This window comes from Pontibacterium sinense (genome assembly GCF_015209595.1).
Lineage (GTDB): Bacteria > Pseudomonadota > Gammaproteobacteria > Pseudomonadales > Balneatricaceae > Pontibacterium > Pontibacterium sinense.
The window spans coordinates 1-17109 of the sequence record NZ_JADEYS010000030.1; the positions used below are offsets into that span (position 1 = coordinate 1).

Below are 17109 nucleotides of genomic sequence, written 5' to 3' on the forward strand. Positions count from 1 at the left end.
CTCAACAAACAACCAATTCCGATTAAATAACAATCAAACCAAAGCACCAGACACAAAAAAGGCGCCTGACGGCGCCCCTTTTATATGAATTAAGAAAGTACCTTAATCACGATTATTCGTTTCTTCTTCACTCATGGCATCTTCAAACTCATCATCAAGCTCGTCATCGTCTTCGTCTTTATTCTTTTTGACGAAGATACGCCCCATGATGATCCCCACCTCAAACAGCAACCACATAGGTACAGCCAACAGGCTCTGGGAGATCACATCTGGAGGAGTTAGCAACATCCCAAGAACAAAGCACCCTACCAGCACATAAGCTCGCTTTTGTGCCAGACCATCAGCAGTGGCCGCGCCGGTCCAAATGAGCAGCAACGTTGCTATAGGTATTTCAAAAACGATACCAAACGCAAAGAACAGTTTGAGTACAAAGTTCAGATAACTACTGATGTCAGTCGCAATCTCGACATTAACGGGTACAACACTGGTAAAGAAACCAAACATCAATGGAAATACAACGTAATACGCAAAAGCCATACCTGCATAGAACAGGAAAATACTGGAAACCAGTAGCGGCACTGCTAATCGTTTTTCATTTTGATACAAGCCCGGTGCTATAAACCCCCAAACCTGATGCAAAATGACGGGCATCGCCAGAAAGATAGATGCAACCAGGGTCAGTTTGAAAGGAGCAAAGAAGGGAGATGCAACATCCGTTGCAATCATACTAGTGCCTTCCGGCAGCAAAGATGTCAGCGGATCAGACAGATAGGTGTAAAGGTCGTTGGCAAAATAGAATAACGACAGAAAGATCAGCAATACAATCAGCAAGACCCTCATTAGGCGCTGACGCATCTCTAACAGATGGGAAATAAGAGGTTGTTCCTGATCCTGACCCGGCAGGTTATTACTATGCTCGCTCATTACTTCTCAGTCTTATTTGCGGCATCTGGAGCCGTTTGTTCGCTTCCCGTCGACACCGGTGGAGCGATACTGTTTTCAGGCTGAGATGCACTCTCACCTGAGACAGGTTGCTTAGCCTTGAGTTCTTCTGGCGAAGAGACGCTGTTACCAAAAGGCGAGTCATCACTGCTGCCCTCAGTAAAAGGTGTACGCATTTCTGCCAGCTCTTTATCCAGCTCTTCTTTTTGGATGGCTACTGTGCGCTTCATTTCATCAATACGCAGTTCTTCAGAGATTTCACTCTGAATACCGCTGAGCGTACGCCGGATGCGGCCAACCCATAAGCCCGCAGTACGGGCCGCAGTTGGCAGCTTCTCTGGCCCAAGGACCACTAGCGCTACAACAGCAACAATAAGCAGTTCAGCAAAGCCGATATCAAACATCTACTATGCCGCCGGCTTACTTGTCAGACTTAGTTTCTTCTTTCTTCGCAGTAGCTGAATCAGCTTCATTGAAGTCAGCGTCTTCTTTATTCAGCTTCTTAGTCGTTTCTTCTTTTTTCTCTTCATCTTCGGTTACAGCTTTCTTGAAACCTTTAATCGCGCTGCCCAGGTCTCCACCCATGCCACGCAGTTTCTTAGTACCAAACAGAAGAACAATGATCAGTGCAACAATCAACAGCTGCCAAATACTGATACCACCAATGCCCATACTAAAACTCTCCGCTTTTATTCTTATATTGAGGGCAGACTTCCGCCACTCAACAGATGAAAATGAATAGGGTAGACCTTCTGATGTTGATCCCGCCCCTATTGAATAATGGTGCGACAGGATCATCACTGGGCGATAAGTCTGATACCGCCCACCTGCGGGTCATCTACATTTCGTACACGCCTTCGCAATATCGTGAAACGCCACTTGGTGTGGTCCATTCCGAAACATCACAAAGTACTTATCCTGATACACAATCTTTGCAGGTACATTACCTACGATGATCTGACAGATAATGCATCCTGCCATGCCTTATTTATTGGTACGCGCCGCTTTTTCTTCAAGGCCTGACATATCAAATCGACGTGCTAATTCGTCGAGAATCGTCTGCGGCTTCTCTCCCAAATGGGACAGCATGACTAAACTATGGAACCAGAGATCAGCAGTCTCATAAATAACATCACTGTTATCACCACTTTTCTCTGCATCTTTGGCAGCAATGATAGCTTCGACCGACTCTTCACCCACTTTTTCCAAGATCTTGTTCAGACCTTTGGCGTGCAGGCTCGCTACGTAGGATTTCTCAGAAGCTGCATTTTTCCGCTCTTCCAGAATTTCTCCCAATTGGGTCAATACGTCACTCATCGAATACAGCCTATTTGTTGTAAATACTTGCTGGGTCTTTCAGCACCGGTTCTACCGGCACCCATTCTTCATCTTTCAGTACGCTGTAAAAGCAGCTCTCTCGCCCAGTATGGCAGGATATACCGCCCAGCTGTTTAACATGCATCAATATGACATCGGCATCACAATCCAACCGAATTTCATGTAACTGCTGCACATGCCCTGACTCTTCACCCTTGCGCCAGAGTTTGTTACGCGAACGTGACCAATAGATGGCTCGCTGTTCTTTGACGGTCAGAGACAGAGCCTCTTCATTCATCCATGCGACCATCAAGATACGACCTGTTTCATGGTCCTGCGCAATCGCTGGGACCAAACCATCACTGTTCCATTTTACCTGTTCAAGCCAAGGTGCAGACATGTGTTTACTTCTTTAGCAAATTCTAATTCAAAGCGGCAAGCATACCTGAACAAACTGCCTTCCACCATATATACAACAGGCGTATAACCGAGGCGTAGTGCCAGATTTTTAGCGTCGTACTACCAGATACAAACCAACACCCGCAGCGATCCAGGAGGCGGTAGAAACTGATGCTAACCAATCCATCGCCTGGTCATTACCCGAGATGAGCGCCAATAATATCAACGCCCCACCCAAATAACGCGTAGGCCGATGTCTGCGTTCAAGTTCATCACGCGCGGCGGCATATGCCCGCAGATCACGCGCACGATTATCATCCAATCGGCGCACCTGATTCAGTGCATCAAACACAAGTTGCGGCATGTGAGGCATTTTTTCCAACCAGTCCGGCGCCTGCTGCTTGATGCTACGGTAGACTGCCTTAGGCCCCATCCGTTCCTTCATCCAGCCTTCAAGGAAAGGTTTAGCGGTCTTCCACAAGTCCAGTTCTGGATAAAGCTGGCGACCCAGTCCCTCAATATTCAGCAGCGTCTTTTGCAACAAGACAAGCTGGGGCTGCACTTCCATATTAAAGCGTCGCGCAGTTTGGAAAAGTCCCAATAACACCTGACCAAAGGAGATCTCTTTCAGCGGCTTTTCAAAAATGGGTTCACACACACTACGAATGGCAGTTTCAAAGGCATCTACGTTGGTATCTGAAGGCACCCAACCTGAATCCACGTGTAATTGTGCGACCTGACGATAGTCGCGCTGGAAGAACGCCAGGAAGTTTCGTGCCAGATAGCTCTGATCTTCCGGGGTAAGCGAACCCACAATACCAAAATCAACGGCGATATATTGAGGTGACTGAGGATTATCACGAGACACAAAGATATTGCCCGGGTGCATATCCGCATGAAAGAAGCTGTCACGAAACACCTGAGTAAAGAATATCTCTACTCCACGTTCCGCCAGTTTTTTCATATCCGTATTCTGGGCTTCAAGCTGCGCTATATCCGCGACAGGGATACCATGGATACGTTCCATCACCAGTACGTTGGAACGCGTATAGTCCCAATAAATCTCTGGAATATAGAGCACATCAGAACCGTCGAAGTTACGATGTAACTGCGAGCCATTTGCCGCCTCTTTACGCAAATCCAGCTCATCAAAGATCGTTTGCTCGTACTCTGCAACAACTTCAACCGGGCGTAAGCGGCGACCATCCGCCCAGATCGCCTGTGCGATCTGAGCCAGACTATAAAGCAAGGCGACATCTTTCTGGATAGTCCGCTCAATACCCGGACGGATCACTTTGACCACAACATCACGACCATCACCCAATGTCGCTTTATGAACCTGAGCAACGGATGCGGATGCCAGAGGCTGCTGTTCAAATTGAGCAAACAGTTCACTGACCGGCTGCCCTAGTGACTGTTCAATAATATGCTGTGCTTCAGCACCACCAAAAGGAGGCACTTGGTCTTGTAGCTTTTTAAGCTCTTCCGCCACATCATCGGGTAACAAATCACGCCGGGTAGAGAGCATCTGGCCAAACTTGATGAATACCGGCCCCAATGCCTCCAATGCTAGACGCAGGCGTTCGCCACGAGGCAGGTCTGCCGCGACCGTATAGCGCCACGGTAACAGTTTTAGCAGTACACGCAGATAAAATGGAAGATTCATCCCGTCGAAGAACGTATCCAGACGGTAGCGGGCAACAACCCGCAGGATTTTTACACTTCTGAGCAGACGTTTCACAAACAGGTGATCCTGTAATCAGCTAATTCGGCGCGACAATGCTACACCATCCCAATAGAAATTCATTGCCTAAAATCAGGTCAGCCAATCACCGCCTGATTGCGTCCATTCGCCTTGGCTTTATAGAGCATTTCATCTGCACGGCTAAATAAAGACTCTTCGTTATCGCCTTCCTTTGATTCGCTTACACCAAACGACATCGTGACAGTGACGGGCTTACCATGGAAGTTAAAAGGGCTTTTTGCTACCGCCTGACGGATTTTATCCACGGCCTGATGGGCCTCTGTTGCTCCTGTTGATGGCATCAATATAACGAACTCTTCGCCACCGTAACGCGCTACAAAATCGGATCCTCGCAGCTTCAACTTAACCACTTTCGCAATCAGACGCAGCACTTTATCGCCCGCTAAATGCCCGTAGGTGTCATTGATCCGCTTAAAGAAATCCAAGTCCCCTACCGCTACAGAGAAGTGCGTCTGATAACGTTGCCAACGAGCTACCTCTTCGGCAATACGCTCGTCGTATGCAGCACGGTTTGGTAAACCCGTCAGAGCATCGGTGGTTGCTCGGGCTTTTTCCGCTTCCATATGGGCCCGAACTTCACGTGTTTCTTGTTCCATCTGCTCAACCTTTTCGAGCAAATTTTCATAGCGCTCCTGAAGACGGGTTTCTCGCTCGTCTTCATCACGCTTGAAGTCATCCATCGCCTGCACAACATGCTGGAGTTTTCCTGCAACCGCCATCTTCAGTTCTTTTAGATCATGGCTACTTTTAACTGTTTCGTGCAGCTGCTGAACATTAGAGCGTACCTGTATATCCAGCTTACGCTGATTCTCACCGATACTTTGCTGCTCGTGATGACTTTCTTTGATGAAACTCTCAACTTCACTCAACTGTGAACTCAGGTCCAGCAGGTAGGTTTCAAACTCTTCATCACCCTTACCATTGCTTTTACCCACCAAGCTGATGATCTGGCGTAACATCGACGGTAGATCCGCCAAGGCAATCCCTTCATCAATTCGACGCAACAGGTCCCTGCTTTCATCCGCTTCCTGATCGGACAACGGCAACCCTGTCAGCAGCATCGTTAGTTCTGTTGCAACCGCCTGCAACAAACGCCTTTGTTCTTCAGAGGAATCCTCTGTTTCGGATATTGTTCTGGTAGGGGTCGTATTCTCTGCAGATGGCTCCGGCTGCTCTGCTGACATCCCCGCCTGCAGTTCAACCAGATCGGTTAACAACGCAGGCAGTTCATACGCGGCTTCGGTGAGTTTTTTGCTGCGCTGCTCGCATGCATCAAGCAAATTATGAATATGCTGTTCTTCGGTGGAGTAGCGCAACTGGCGGATCCAGCGCTGCACCGCTTTCAGAATTGACTTGGACTGTTTTTCACGGGACTCATCACGCCGACGGATCTGCTTGTCCAGACTCTTGGAGACACGCCCCAGCGTCGAACCATTCCCGCCTTGGGTTAGCCCTGCTCTGAGTTCGTTTAATTCAAGGTCCAGTTTGGCGTCCTCGCCCTCCAGACCTAAAACCATGCTACCGATAATCTGATTCAGAAGTCCTTCCTGTTTTTGAAATTGAGACTGAGTGTCCTCAATTTCCAGCGCTAGCTCCCTATACTTCTGCTTCCAGTCTTCATTCTGTGCTGACACGATCTACCCTCAGTCGAAACAACTGCACAATTTTTAACTCTTGCCTCTATGTTAGAGGAAGCCGCCCGCCAACTCTAGATATCTGAAACAACTTCAACTGTTGAAGGCATAAAAAAACCGCCTATATAAGGCGGTTTTTTCAAACAGAAACGGGGATCACTGAGCCGCTTTACGTTCTTTCGCGACCAGATAATCAACCACTTCCAGCATTTTCTGATGGCTTCCTGCCATCTGAGCCGTAATGCGATACTTGCCGTTAACGACCATAGACGGTACGCCGGTGATACCATAACCACGCAGTTTAGAATCGCCTTGACGTAACTTCATTGTCACGGCAAAAGAATCGAACATCTTGCTAAACTTCGCTTCATCAACACCCAGCTTGCCATAAAACTCAACCAGCTGATCCTTGTTGCCAAAACGACGACGTTCTACGTGAACCGCATTAAATGTAGGTACGTGGGTTTTCTCAACGGTCTTCAGCAGCTCAGAGCTGTAATAAGCACGCGCAAACGGCTCCCAGCTACGGCCAAACACAACAGGCAGACGAACAAAATTAACGTCTTCAGCCTTTTTCGACTCCCAGTTCTGTACCAAAGGTTCAAAACTATTACAGTGCGGACACGGGTATCCGAATGCTTCTACTACCTCAACTCGGTTAGCATCTGCGGTTTTTACCGGAAACGGTAAGACAGCGTAATGCACACCTTCTTTAAATCCGGCCTCAGTCTCCGCCGACGCAGCCATTGGCAACATCAACGCAATTAGCATCATTCCAAGTTTTTTTAGCATGTTCATTTCTCCAACTCACACTCAAGCAGCTGAGTGAGACTCCGAAAGGGATCAAAAAGTTCGATTTCAGCTAATAAAAAAGGCAGCCTAAGCTGCCTTTATTTAATCTAGCCTGAATATTGCTTAGTTCAGACCCTGAATGTAAGCAGAAACGGCTTTGATCTCTGCATCACTCAGCTTAGCAGCAATATCCTGCATCATCTTGTTTGGATCGTTAGAGCGTTCAGCGTTGCGGAACATCTTCAGCTGTTTCTCAACGTATGCTGAGTGCTGACCGCTCACTGCAGGGAATGCAGCGGAAGCGTTACCCGTACCGGTTGGGCTGTGGCAAGCTGTACACGCAGCAACACCTTTCGCCGCGATACCTGCACGGTAGATTTTCTGACCCGCTTCAACCTGATCTTTAGCAGCGTGACCGATCTGAGTCGCCTGCTTCGCAAAGAATGCCGCAAGATCCGCCAGATCCTGGTCATCCAGGTTGTCCAGCAGCCCCGTCATCTCAACAACCGGACGTGATCCGTTTTTGATGTCTTTCATCTGCTTAACCAGATATTTTTCATTCTGGCCGGCCAGTTTAGGAAAGTTAGCGATTGCACTGTTACCATCGGCACCATGGCACGCGCCACATACGGCCGCTTTTGCCTGCCCTGCAGCAGCATCACCTGCCGCGTGAGCTACACCAGTGATACCCAGGGTCAACAGCATGCTGATCAGTAGTTTATTCATCGACGAGAACCCAGACTCTTGATTTTAATAAGTTTTTTGACGTTCACCGGCAGCGTTCAGGGCTGAAATCCGATGATCGTGAGAACCTCACTTGCCTGTGACACTAGAGCCTTTCGCTTATCACAGGTAAAATTTGGCGCAATTATAACCTAATATCCATACAAACTGGAACGGCAATCTCTGTTCCGACAAGGCGCGAACCCTACACATGTCAATAAAACGCTCACCGATAAGCTACAACTCAGCACGTTTTAACAAAAGCGCTGCCAAACTCAGCCAGTGTCCGGAAGACATCGGTGCGGAGGTAGCCTTTGCAGGTCGCTCCAACGCAGGGAAATCCAGCGCTATCAACACTCTGACCAACAACAAAAAGCTGGCCAGAACCTCGAAAACCCCGGGCCGTACGCAGTTGATCAACTTTTTTGATCTCAACATTGAGCACACACGGATCGTCGATTTGCCGGGATATGGCTTTGCCAAAGTGCCGCTGGAAATGAAGTTGCACTGGCAGAAGCATCTCGACAATTACCTGCAAAAACGTGAATGCCTGCGGGGTGTCGTGCTGGTCATGGATATCCGTCATCCGATGAAAGAGTTCGACCAAATGATGACCCAATGGTGCAAAAGCACGGGTATGCCACTGCATGTTTTGCTCACCAAAGCCGACAAGCTGAAGAAAGGCCCTGCGCAAAACACGCTACTCAAGCTGAAGAAAGAGCTGACAGACGAACTGGGCGACAATGTATCCCTACAGATATTTTCTGCATTGAAACGTCAGGGTATCGACCAGCTCAGCATGCGCATCGACAGTTGGTTGCTCGAGGGTATGGAAGACGAGTTCGACGACCAGCCGGAAGAATAACGGCGCCAAACAGCGGACAAAAAGAAGCCCTGGATACCTGGAAGGGGAACAAGGGGGTATCTAGGGCCTCAACGCATGCTTGTTTTAGAGAGCCACTACCATGGCACAGTCTTGAATGTGACTCACAGTATGTGACTGCATTGGATCAGAAAGGTTCAACCTCTGTTTAAATTTTATTCAGAGGTATCCTAATGTGCCTGTTCCCAGTTATCACCCACACCGGCGTCCACCACCAACGGCACGTCCAAATTGGCCGCAGCAGCCATCTTATCTTTGACCGCCGACACAAACGCCTCCACCTGGTCTTCACGCACTTCAAACACCAACTCATCGTGCACCTGCATGATGATACGAGCGTCCATCTCGCCACCAGACAACCAAGCGTCGACACTTAACATCGCCTTCTTAATGATATCTGCCGCAGTACCCTGCATCGGTGCATTGATCGCTGTGCGCTCTGCAGCCTGACGGCGCATGGCATTCTTTGCCTTAATCTCTGGCAGGTAAAGGCGACGACCATACAGGGTTTCTACATAGCCCTGCTCTGCCGCTTTAGTGCGAATATCATCCATGTAGTGCTGGACACCCGGGTAGGTTTCGAAATAGTGCTCAATATACTGCTGCGCTTCATTCCGCCCGACACCCAACTGTTTACCCAGGCCAAAGGCTGACATACCGTAAATCAGGCCAAAGTTAATCGCTTTCGCGCGACGACGCTGCTCGGAGCTGACATCAGCAACCTCTGTTTTGAACACCTCTGCAGCCGTCGCACGGTGCACGTCATCGCCATGGCTAAACGCGTTAAGCAGACCCTGATCCTGTGACAGATGCGCCATGATGCGCAGCTCAATCTGAGAGTAATCCGCTGCCACAATTTTATAGCCCTGCGGGGCAACAAATGCCTGACGGATACGACGACCTTCCGCATTGCGCACGGGGATGTTCTGCAAGTTCGGATCAGAGGACGACAAACGCCCGGTCGCCGTGACGGCCTGATGATACGAGGTATGAATACGCCCGGTGGCCGGATTGATCATCTGCGGTAATTTGTCGGTGTAGGTTGATTTCAACTTACTCAGACTACGGTGTTCCAGAATCAGCTTCGGTAACGGATAATCCAGCGCCAACTCCTGCAACACCTCTTCCGCTGTGGACGGTGCACCTTTTGGTGTTTTCTTCAGAACCGGCAGCTTTTTCTGCTCGAACAGAATCACCTGAAGTTGTTTGGGCGAGCTCAGGTTAAACGGCTCGCCGGCTTCCTCGTGAGCTTCCTTTTCCAGTTCCTGCAGTCGCTGGCTGATCTCCACACTCTGTAATCCCAGCAGATTAGCATCGACCAGTGCACCGTTCCGTTCAATATGTGACAACACCGGAATCAGCGGACGCTCAATCTCTTCGAATACCGGCTTTACGTCCGGGGTACTCTCCAGCTTCGCGACCAGTGCCTGATGCAGACGCAGAGTAATATCGGCATCTTCCGCCGCATAAGGGGCGGCCTGCTCCAGTTCAATCTGGTTGAAAGTCAGCTGCTTTTTGCCCTTACCGGCAATATCTTCAAAGTGGACCGTCTTAACACCCAGATATTTATCCGCCAGACTGTCCATATCATGGCGCGTAGCGGTGGAATTGTAGATATACGATTCCAGCATAGTGTCATAGGCGACACCCCGCAGAGTGACATCGTAACGCGCCAACACATTCATATCGTATTTGATGTGCTGACCCACTTTAAGATGGCTCTCGCTTTCCAGCAGCGGTTTAAGCTTCTCTAACAAGCATTCACGACTGATCTGCTCAGGCGCGCCCATATAATCGTGTGCTACCGGCACGTACGCGGCTTTACCGGGCTCAACTGCAAACGAAACCCCCACCAGCTCCGCTTCCATGTAGTTGAGGCTGGTCGTTTCCGTATCAAACGCAAAAAGCTCCGCCTCTGTCAGCACTTTGATCCAACGATCCAGCGCGACTTCATCGAGTACGGTTTCGTATTCAACGTTTTCCGGCGCCTTAGGTTCAGCATCGTCCATCGGCTGATCGGTAGATTCAGCGGCATCACTGCTCAGATCACGTACCCAGCTACGAAACTCAAAGGTAGAAAAGAGTTCTTTCAGCGCAGCGGTATCAGGCGCAGGCAACACAAAGTCTTCGACCTGAGAATCCAGCTCCACATCTGTTTTGATCGTTGCCAGCAGATAGGACAGCTCCGCTTCTTCACGATGCGTTTCCAGCTTTTTCGGCATCGTTTTGGAACCACGGAAACCCAGCGCCGGAATTTTATCCAGATTCGCATACAGATCTTTGATACTGCCAATCCCCTGCAACAACGCCAGCGCGGTTTTTTCACCGACACCCGGCACGCCAGGGATGTTATCGACCTTATCGCCCATCAGCGCCAGATAGTCGATAATCAGGTGCGGAGGGATACCAAACTTCTCTTCCACACCCGCCTCATCCATCACGGTATCGGTCATGGTGTTGATCAGGGTGACGTGCTTATCCACCAGCTGCGCCATATCTTTATCGCCAGTGGAGATCACGGTGTCGATCCCTTTGGCGCTGGCTTCAACCGCCAGGGTTCCGATGACATCGTCGGCTTCCACCCCTTCCACGGCGATCAGTGGCAGGCCCATGGCGCGGACAATATTGTGGATCGGCTCAATCTGCAGACGCAGATCATCCGGCATCGGCGGACGCTGCGCTTTGTACTCCGGATAGATATCATCACGGAAGGTTTTGCCTTTGGCGTCAAAGATCACCACTACCGGGCTCTGCGGATATTGCTTGAGCAAACTACGCAGCATGGAGGTTACCACTCGCACGGCCCCGGTTGGCACGCCATCCGACGTTCTGAGGTCGGCTTGTTGTGACGCAAAGAATGCACGGTATAAATAGGAAGAGCCGTCAACTAAAATGAGGGGGGAGTGCTGTTCGCTCATGGCGGTATCCATGTTGGTTGCAGTTCGGACTGGTTCAGGGCGACAATCATAGTCGATATCGATGCAGCCAACCAAAACAAAGGATATATTATGAAACGATTGCTGCTGACCGCGCTGTTACTGATCGCGCCTCTGGCACAGGCGGAGTCTCTGCCTCAGTTCGATGAAAACGAACCTGAGGTCACTATCCGTCACGGTGAAGGATCAACCTTTTACGAATACCGTATCAACGGTGAACTGCGCGAAATCAAGGTCGTACCCGAAAGCGGTAAGCCGTATTATCTGGTACCGGCCGACGGCGACGAGTTTATTCGCGCCGATCAGTCTCAACTTCTCATCCCTAAATGGATTCTGTTCCGCTGGTAATCACGTGGCTGTATATACTCAAGTAACTCCAGACGATCTTGATCGCCTGCTGCTCGACTTTGACCTGGGATCACAGGTCGCACTGGAAGGCATTCAGGGTGGCATCGAGAACACCAACTACTTTGTCACTCTGAAGCAGGACAAACAGGAGCAGCAATATGTGCTGACCCTGTTTGAAGAGCTGAGTGGCGAAGAACTGCCGTTTTTTGTTGAGCTGGCCCAATGGCAGGCTGAACGCGGTATTCCGCTCCCTTACGGCATTACCGATCGAAACGGTATTGCGCAAAAGCGACTCAATGACCGTCCGGCGATTCTGCAACCGCGCTTCGCAGGCCGTCACATCGCACGCGATCAGCTGAAACCTGAACACTGCGCTGAAGTCGGGCGAGCACTCGCTCGCTTCCATACGGCGAGCCAAGATTTTTATCTGAGCCGTCAGGCGCACCGTGGTGTTTTCTGGTGGCGCAGTGAAAGTCGCCGTATTCAGTCTCTGCTATCTGCAGAGGATGCTGCGCTGCTGCTGAATGAGGTCAAACTGTTTGATGAGCTACGCGAACAAGGCGACAAACTGCCCAGCGGCATCATCCATGGTGATCTGTTCCATGACAACGTGCTGTTCGATGGCGATAAACTCAGCGCGATTCTCGATATCTACAACGCGGCCACTGCGTTCTGGCTGTTTGACCTGGCCATTGTCGCCAACGACTGGTGCAGTTTACCTAACGGGAAGATCGATCCCGCGCGTGAACAAGCGCTACTGAAGGCCTACAACAGCGAACGACCGTTTGTAGACTTTGAGCATGAAGCCTGGCCGATCCTGACCCGCACCGCCGCTATGCGATTCTGGCTCTCCCGCCTGATTCCAGCACTGGGGGTCGAGCAGGGGACGCGCTCCGGAGATGTCGAGACCAAAATAAAAGACCCGGATGAATTGAAGCAGATTCTGCTGGCTCGTATCGAGACACCGGCTGCATTACCGCAATAAACGCACAACGCTGTAAACATATACAGTATCAGGGGGTATACTCTACCCCCTGTACCTTCTAATCTCTCTTTTCCCAGCCCAACTTCAGATAGCGACAGTTCTATGGACGTTACCCACATTATCGACTCCCTTAACGATGCTCAGCGTCAGGCCGTCACCGCACCGGTACAAAACCTGCTCGTATTGGCAGGCGCTGGCTCGGGCAAAACCCGTGTACTGGTGCACCGTATCGCCTGGCTGATCCAGACCGAAGGGATGTCACCCTACTCCATCATGGCCGTAACCTTTACCAATAAAGCGGCGCGTGAGATGCGGGGTCGTATCGAAGAACTGCTGGGAATTAACCCTCAGGGCATGTGGGTCGGCACCTTCCATGGCCTCGCACACCGCCTGCTGCGCTCACATTGGCAGGACGCAGGGTTACCGGAAAATTTCCAGATAATGGACAGCGATGACCAGTTACGTCTGGTCAAACGGTTGTCCAAAGAGATGGGCTTCGATGAAACCCGCTGGCCGGCACGTCAGTTCCAGTGGTACATCAACGAACAGAAAGACGAAGGCCTGCGCTCCCAGCATATCGAACCTTCAGGTGATCAGTTCAACCAGATGATGCTAAAGATGTATCAGGCGTACGAGCAAGCCTGTGAACGCGGCGGCATGATCGATTTTGGCGAGTTGTTACTGCGTGCACTGGAACTGCTGCGTGACCGACGTCCTAACCTACTGGCACACTATCAGGAGCGTTTCCGCTACATTCTGGTCGACGAGTTCCAGGATACCAACAGCATCCAGTACGGCTGGCTGCGCCTGCTCACCGGCAGCGATCCTAAGATGATGGCTGTTGGCGATGACGACCAGTCCATCTACGGCTGGCGTGGCGCGAAGATCGAAAACATTCAGAACCTGAATAACGACTTCCCCGGCACTGAAACCATTAAGCTGGAACAGAACTACCGTTCCACCAATACCATCCTGAGCGCAGCCAACGAAGTCATCCGCAACAACCAGGGACGACTAGGTAAAGAGCTGCGGACCGATTCCAGCGACGGCGACCCAATCTCGCTGTATGCCGCGTTCAATGAACAGGACGAAGCGCGCTTTATCGTTGATCAGATCAGTCAGTGGTCAAGCGAAGGGAATTTACGTCGCGAATCTGCCATTCTCTACCGCTCCAATGCCCAGTCCCGGGTACTTGAGGAAGCGTTGATTCGCGCCGCAGTGCCTTATCGTATCTACGGTGGACAACGTTTCTATGATCGCCTGGAGATCAAAAACGCACTGGCTTATATGCGCCTGATCGCCAACCGCGACGATGATACGGCGATGGAACGGGTGATCAATGTACCGACACGCGGTATCGGCACCCGTACGGTAGAAGTGGTGCGTGAGCACGCCCGTATCGAACAAATCTCCATGTGGCGTGCTGCAACCGAAGTGGTCGGACTGCAAAAGTTACCCGCCCGTGCCAGCAACGCACTGGTCGCCTTTCTCAATCTGATCAATGAGTTAACCAAAGAGACCGAGGGTGTTGAGCTGCACGAGCAGACCGAACACGTGGTCGAGCGCTCGGGACTGATTGAACATCACCTGAAAGAGAAAGGTGAAAAAGCCCAGTCCCGTATCGAAAACCTTGGGGAGCTGACCAACGCGGCGAAACAGTTCCTCCATCAGTGGGATGAAAGTTTTGAAGAGGCCTTCACCTCACCGCTGGCTGCCTTTTTGGATCAAGCTGCACTGGATGCCGGTGATGCACAGGCGGATGAACATCAGGACAGCGTACAACTGATGACTCTGCACTCTGCGAAAGGTCTGGAGTTCCCTCTGGTATTTTTGGCAGGGATGGAAGAAGGACTGTTCCCACACAAGATGTCTGCCGAAGAACCGGGCCGTCTCGAGGAAGAGCGCCGTCTTTGTTACGTGGGTATTACCCGCGCCATGAAGAAGTTGCACATTACTTACGCAGAGTCGCGCCGTTTGCACGGGCAGGAAACCTTTAACCGCCCTTCCCGTTTTATCCGAGAGATCCCCGATCACCTGCTGGAAGAGGTACGCCTGAATGCCTCGGTTTCGCGTCCAATCTCAGCGCGTCCCGAAAAATCCAGCCTGTTTGGCGGTAACAGCTCGCTCTCCAGCGCTGAGATCCCAGCGACTAACCTGTCGTTGGGGCAACGGGTGAACCATCAGAAGTTTGGCGAAGGGACCGTACTGAACTTTGAAGGCTCAGGCCCTAAAGCACGGGTACAGGTCAATTTCGACTTTGAAGGACCGAAGTGGCTGGTTGTTGGCTTCGCCAATCTCCAACCGCTCTAAGCTACATGCTTCTCAGGGCAATAAAAAAGGCTGCAAACGCAGCCTTTTTTTATTTATGAATTAGATAATTAGCAGGACAAACCAACCATCAAAGGTGGCAGGCTTTCGTGCTGCCAGCGCTGCACACAGTAACCCTCAACCACGATGACTTCACATTCATCACCCTTGTTTAAGCGCCCCTGCATATGGCTTTTCAGGATTTCAATCAGCTGCTCAGTATCGGCGGCACTGACAAAACGGTTGATGAAGTGACTAAAACCATAAGCTTCATCGTAAATACTCAGCACAACACGATTAACGGCTTGCACACTCGGCGCATGACTAAAAATATCCTGCTTACGGTCGAAATCACCCTGATGAATCCACAGACATGGCTCCGGTTCCAGAATCTCAAGACCATGCTTAGTCGTCATCATGTATTCCCAGAGACGGAAGTTTTCCATCTCAACAAGGCGCATCCGTTGCTCCCCGTTATCGTTCTGGGTAAAACACTGAACCAACTTCTGGGACTGCTGATACTCCAGCAATGGCACTGCATCCAGCGTGTCATCAAACGCAGTTTTCTTCGTGCTACTCAAAACGAAGTCTCCTATTAAAGCGACGGCCGGTCTTCCTGACCTGCACAGTTAGCTCAAAAGTCTAGGTGCAGAAATATGAAACTGCAATCCATCTTGTGAGGAACGATGATTACGATCAACCGTTGTTTACACTATCATACTTCTGAACAAGATAAGGACCTTCTCACTTATGCTGCATCGGATATGGCTGTTCTTTTTTCTGGCTGCGTTTGCCGGTGGCCTCTACCAATGGCTCTGGCTGGACGATGCCGAAGTTTTTCAACGTCTGGTGCAATCGACCTTTGATATGTCCAAATTGTCGGTCGAGCTGGCGATTGGTCTGATCGGCACCCTCGCCTTCTGGCTGGGCATCATGAAGCTGGCCGAAGCCGCCGGTTTGATCGATAAGCTTGCCCGTGTGCTGACCCCCTTGTTTACCCGGCTGATGCCGGACCTGCCCCCCCGCCATCCAGCCATTGGTTCAATGACCATGAATTTGTCAGCCAATATGCTGGGGTTGGATAACGCAGCGACCCCGCTGGGTTTGAAGGCGATGCAGGACCTGCAAAGCCTGAACCCGCAGAAAGACACCGCCAGCAACGCTCAAATACTATTTCTGGTACTCAATACCTCGTCGGTCACACTGTTTCCGATTACGGTGTTTCTGTATCGGGCTCAACAAGGGGCAGCCAATCCAACCGATGTCTTCATTCCTATACTGATCGCTACCGCCTGCTCGACGCTCGCCGGACTCTTAGCGGTTTCATGGGTACAAAAGATCCGGCTCTGGGATCGTATTACGTTGTTATATCTGGGCGGTTTCGCCGCCGTATTACTGGCCTCTGTCGCGTACTTCAGCACATTGGCGGTGGATGAGTTACAACGTCAGTCATCGCTGATCGGCAATCTACTGATCTTCAGCATCATTATTTTCTTTTTGGTCAGTGCCCATCGAAAAGGGGTCAATATCTACGAAACCTTTATCGAAGGTGCGAAGCAGGGTTTTAATGTCGCAATCATGATCATCCCCTACCTGCTGGCCATGTTGGTGGCTATCGGAGTGCTGCGGGCCAGCGGTGCGCTGGACGGGTTCGTGTGGTTATTACGTGAAGGCGTTGCGTTGTTCGGTATGGATACGCGCTTTGCCGAGGCACTGCCTACCGCGATTATGAAACCGCTGTCAGGCTCGGGCGCACGAGCGATGATGCTGGAAACGATGCATTCGCAGGGGGTCGACTCCTTTGCCGCCCATGTGGCATCCATTATTCAGGGATCAACCGAAACCACCTTTTATGTTCTGGCGGTCTATTTTGGCTCGGTCGGTATTCGTCATACCCGACACGCGGTGGCGTGTGGTCTGACAGCAGATTTAGCCGGCATTATTGCGGCTATCGTATGTGGGTACTGGTTCTTTGGGTAGAAGCGTCTTATGAGAGAGCGTTATCCTAAGCGGATAACGCTTGGCAGGTGAGGCAACATATGAACATGTGTACCTCTATCATGAATCAAGCGTAGTCG

Annotated in this window: 16 protein-coding genes; 5 read left to right on the forward strand and 11 right to left on the reverse strand. The window is 50.7% G+C overall.

Annotation, left to right across the window (positions count from 1 at the left end):
• Positions 1-102 precede the first annotated feature (102 nt).
• The 9 genes from tatC to IOQ59_RS20040 all read right to left on the reverse strand — a co-directional run bounded on the left by tatC (position 103) and on the right by IOQ59_RS20040 (position 7575).
• Entirely contained in the window at positions 103-924 is an 822-nt protein-coding gene (gene tatC / locus IOQ59_RS20000) for a twin-arginine translocase subunit TatC (protein ID WP_193955248.1), read from the reverse strand.
• Positions 924-1346, reverse strand: coding sequence for a Sec-independent protein translocase protein TatB (gene tatB, locus IOQ59_RS20005; RefSeq protein ID WP_193955249.1), 423 nt, complete (start codon positions 1344-1346; stop codon positions 924-926). The genes tatC and tatB overlap by 1 nt, the downstream gene beginning before the upstream one ends.
• Before the next feature lie 16 nt (positions 1347-1362).
• The gene (gene tatA / locus IOQ59_RS20010; RefSeq protein ID WP_228051046.1) at positions 1363-1614 is read right to left on the reverse strand and encodes a twin-arginine translocase TatA/TatE family subunit; all 252 of its coding nucleotides are present in this window, start codon (positions 1612-1614) and stop codon (positions 1363-1365) included.
• Positions 1615-1926: 312 nt separating this feature from the next.
• Positions 1927-2259 carry a phosphoribosyl-ATP diphosphatase gene (locus IOQ59_RS20015; RefSeq protein WP_193955250.1) on the reverse strand — a complete coding sequence of 111 codons (333 nt, stop codon included), beginning with the start codon at positions 2257-2259 and terminating at the stop codon, positions 1927-1929.
• Positions 2260-2269: 10 nt separating this feature from the next.
• On the reverse strand, positions 2270-2659 hold the full coding sequence (hisI, locus tag IOQ59_RS20020; RefSeq protein WP_193955251.1) for a phosphoribosyl-AMP cyclohydrolase: 390 nt from the start codon (positions 2657-2659) through the stop codon (positions 2270-2272).
• A gap of 108 nt (positions 2660-2767) precedes the next feature.
• The gene (gene ubiB / locus IOQ59_RS20025) at positions 2768-4399 is read right to left on the reverse strand and encodes a ubiquinone biosynthesis regulatory protein kinase UbiB (RefSeq protein ID WP_193955252.1); all 1632 of its coding nucleotides are present in this window, start codon (positions 4397-4399) and stop codon (positions 2768-2770) included.
• An 80-nt stretch (positions 4400-4479) separates the two neighbouring features.
• The gene (locus IOQ59_RS21535; protein ID WP_193955253.1) at positions 4480-6057 is read right to left on the reverse strand and encodes a diguanylate cyclase; all 1578 of its coding nucleotides are present in this window, start codon (positions 6055-6057) and stop codon (positions 4480-4482) included.
• 156 nt (positions 6058-6213) lie between these two features.
• Positions 6214-6849: a thiol:disulfide interchange protein DsbA/DsbL gene (locus tag IOQ59_RS20035; protein ID WP_193955254.1), complete on the reverse strand. Its 636-nt coding sequence runs from the start codon at positions 6847-6849 to the stop codon at positions 6214-6216.
• A gap of 123 nt (positions 6850-6972) precedes the next feature.
• On the reverse strand, positions 6973-7575 hold the full coding sequence (locus tag IOQ59_RS20040; RefSeq protein WP_193955255.1) for a c-type cytochrome: 603 nt from the start codon (positions 7573-7575) through the stop codon (positions 6973-6975).
• Positions 7576-7783: 208 nt separating this feature from the next.
• Here IOQ59_RS20040 and yihA point away from each other — a divergent pair, with 208 nt between their 5' ends.
• Positions 7784-8437: a ribosome biogenesis GTP-binding protein YihA/YsxC gene (yihA, locus tag IOQ59_RS20045; RefSeq protein WP_193955256.1), complete on the forward strand. Its 654-nt coding sequence runs from the start codon at positions 7784-7786 to the stop codon at positions 8435-8437.
• 188 nt (positions 8438-8625) lie between these two features.
• Here yihA and polA read toward each other — a convergent pair whose 3' ends face one another.
• The gene (polA, locus tag IOQ59_RS20050) at positions 8626-11373 is read right to left on the reverse strand and encodes a DNA polymerase I (RefSeq protein ID WP_193955257.1); all 2748 of its coding nucleotides are present in this window, start codon (positions 11371-11373) and stop codon (positions 8626-8628) included.
• Positions 11374-11463: 90 nt separating this feature from the next.
• On the opposite strand from polA, the gene IOQ59_RS20055 reads away from it, so the two are divergent.
• The 3 genes from IOQ59_RS20055 (at position 11464) to uvrD (ending at position 15034) form a co-directional block, all read left to right on the forward strand.
• Positions 11464-11739, forward strand: coding sequence for a DUF2782 domain-containing protein (locus IOQ59_RS20055; RefSeq protein WP_193955258.1), 276 nt, complete (start codon positions 11464-11466; stop codon positions 11737-11739).
• Positions 11740-11743: 4 nt separating this feature from the next.
• Positions 11744-12724 carry a homoserine kinase gene (locus IOQ59_RS20060; RefSeq protein ID WP_193955259.1) on the forward strand — a complete coding sequence of 327 codons (981 nt, stop codon included), beginning with the start codon at positions 11744-11746 and terminating at the stop codon, positions 12722-12724.
• 102 nt (positions 12725-12826) lie between these two features.
• Positions 12827-15034 carry a DNA helicase II gene (gene uvrD / locus IOQ59_RS20065; RefSeq protein WP_193955260.1) on the forward strand — a complete coding sequence of 736 codons (2208 nt, stop codon included), beginning with the start codon at positions 12827-12829 and terminating at the stop codon, positions 15032-15034.
• Between the two features lie 68 nt (positions 15035-15102).
• Here the strand turns inward: uvrD and IOQ59_RS20070 are convergent, their stop codons facing one another.
• Positions 15103-15612: a hypothetical protein gene (locus IOQ59_RS20070; protein ID WP_193955261.1), complete on the reverse strand. Its 510-nt coding sequence runs from the start codon at positions 15610-15612 to the stop codon at positions 15103-15105.
• Positions 15613-15781: 169 nt separating this feature from the next.
• Here IOQ59_RS20070 and IOQ59_RS20075 point away from each other — a divergent pair, with 169 nt between their 5' ends.
• Positions 15782-17011 carry a spore maturation protein gene (locus IOQ59_RS20075; protein WP_193955262.1) on the forward strand — a complete coding sequence of 410 codons (1230 nt, stop codon included), beginning with the start codon at positions 15782-15784 and terminating at the stop codon, positions 17009-17011.
• Positions 17012-17109: the final 98 nt, after the last annotated feature.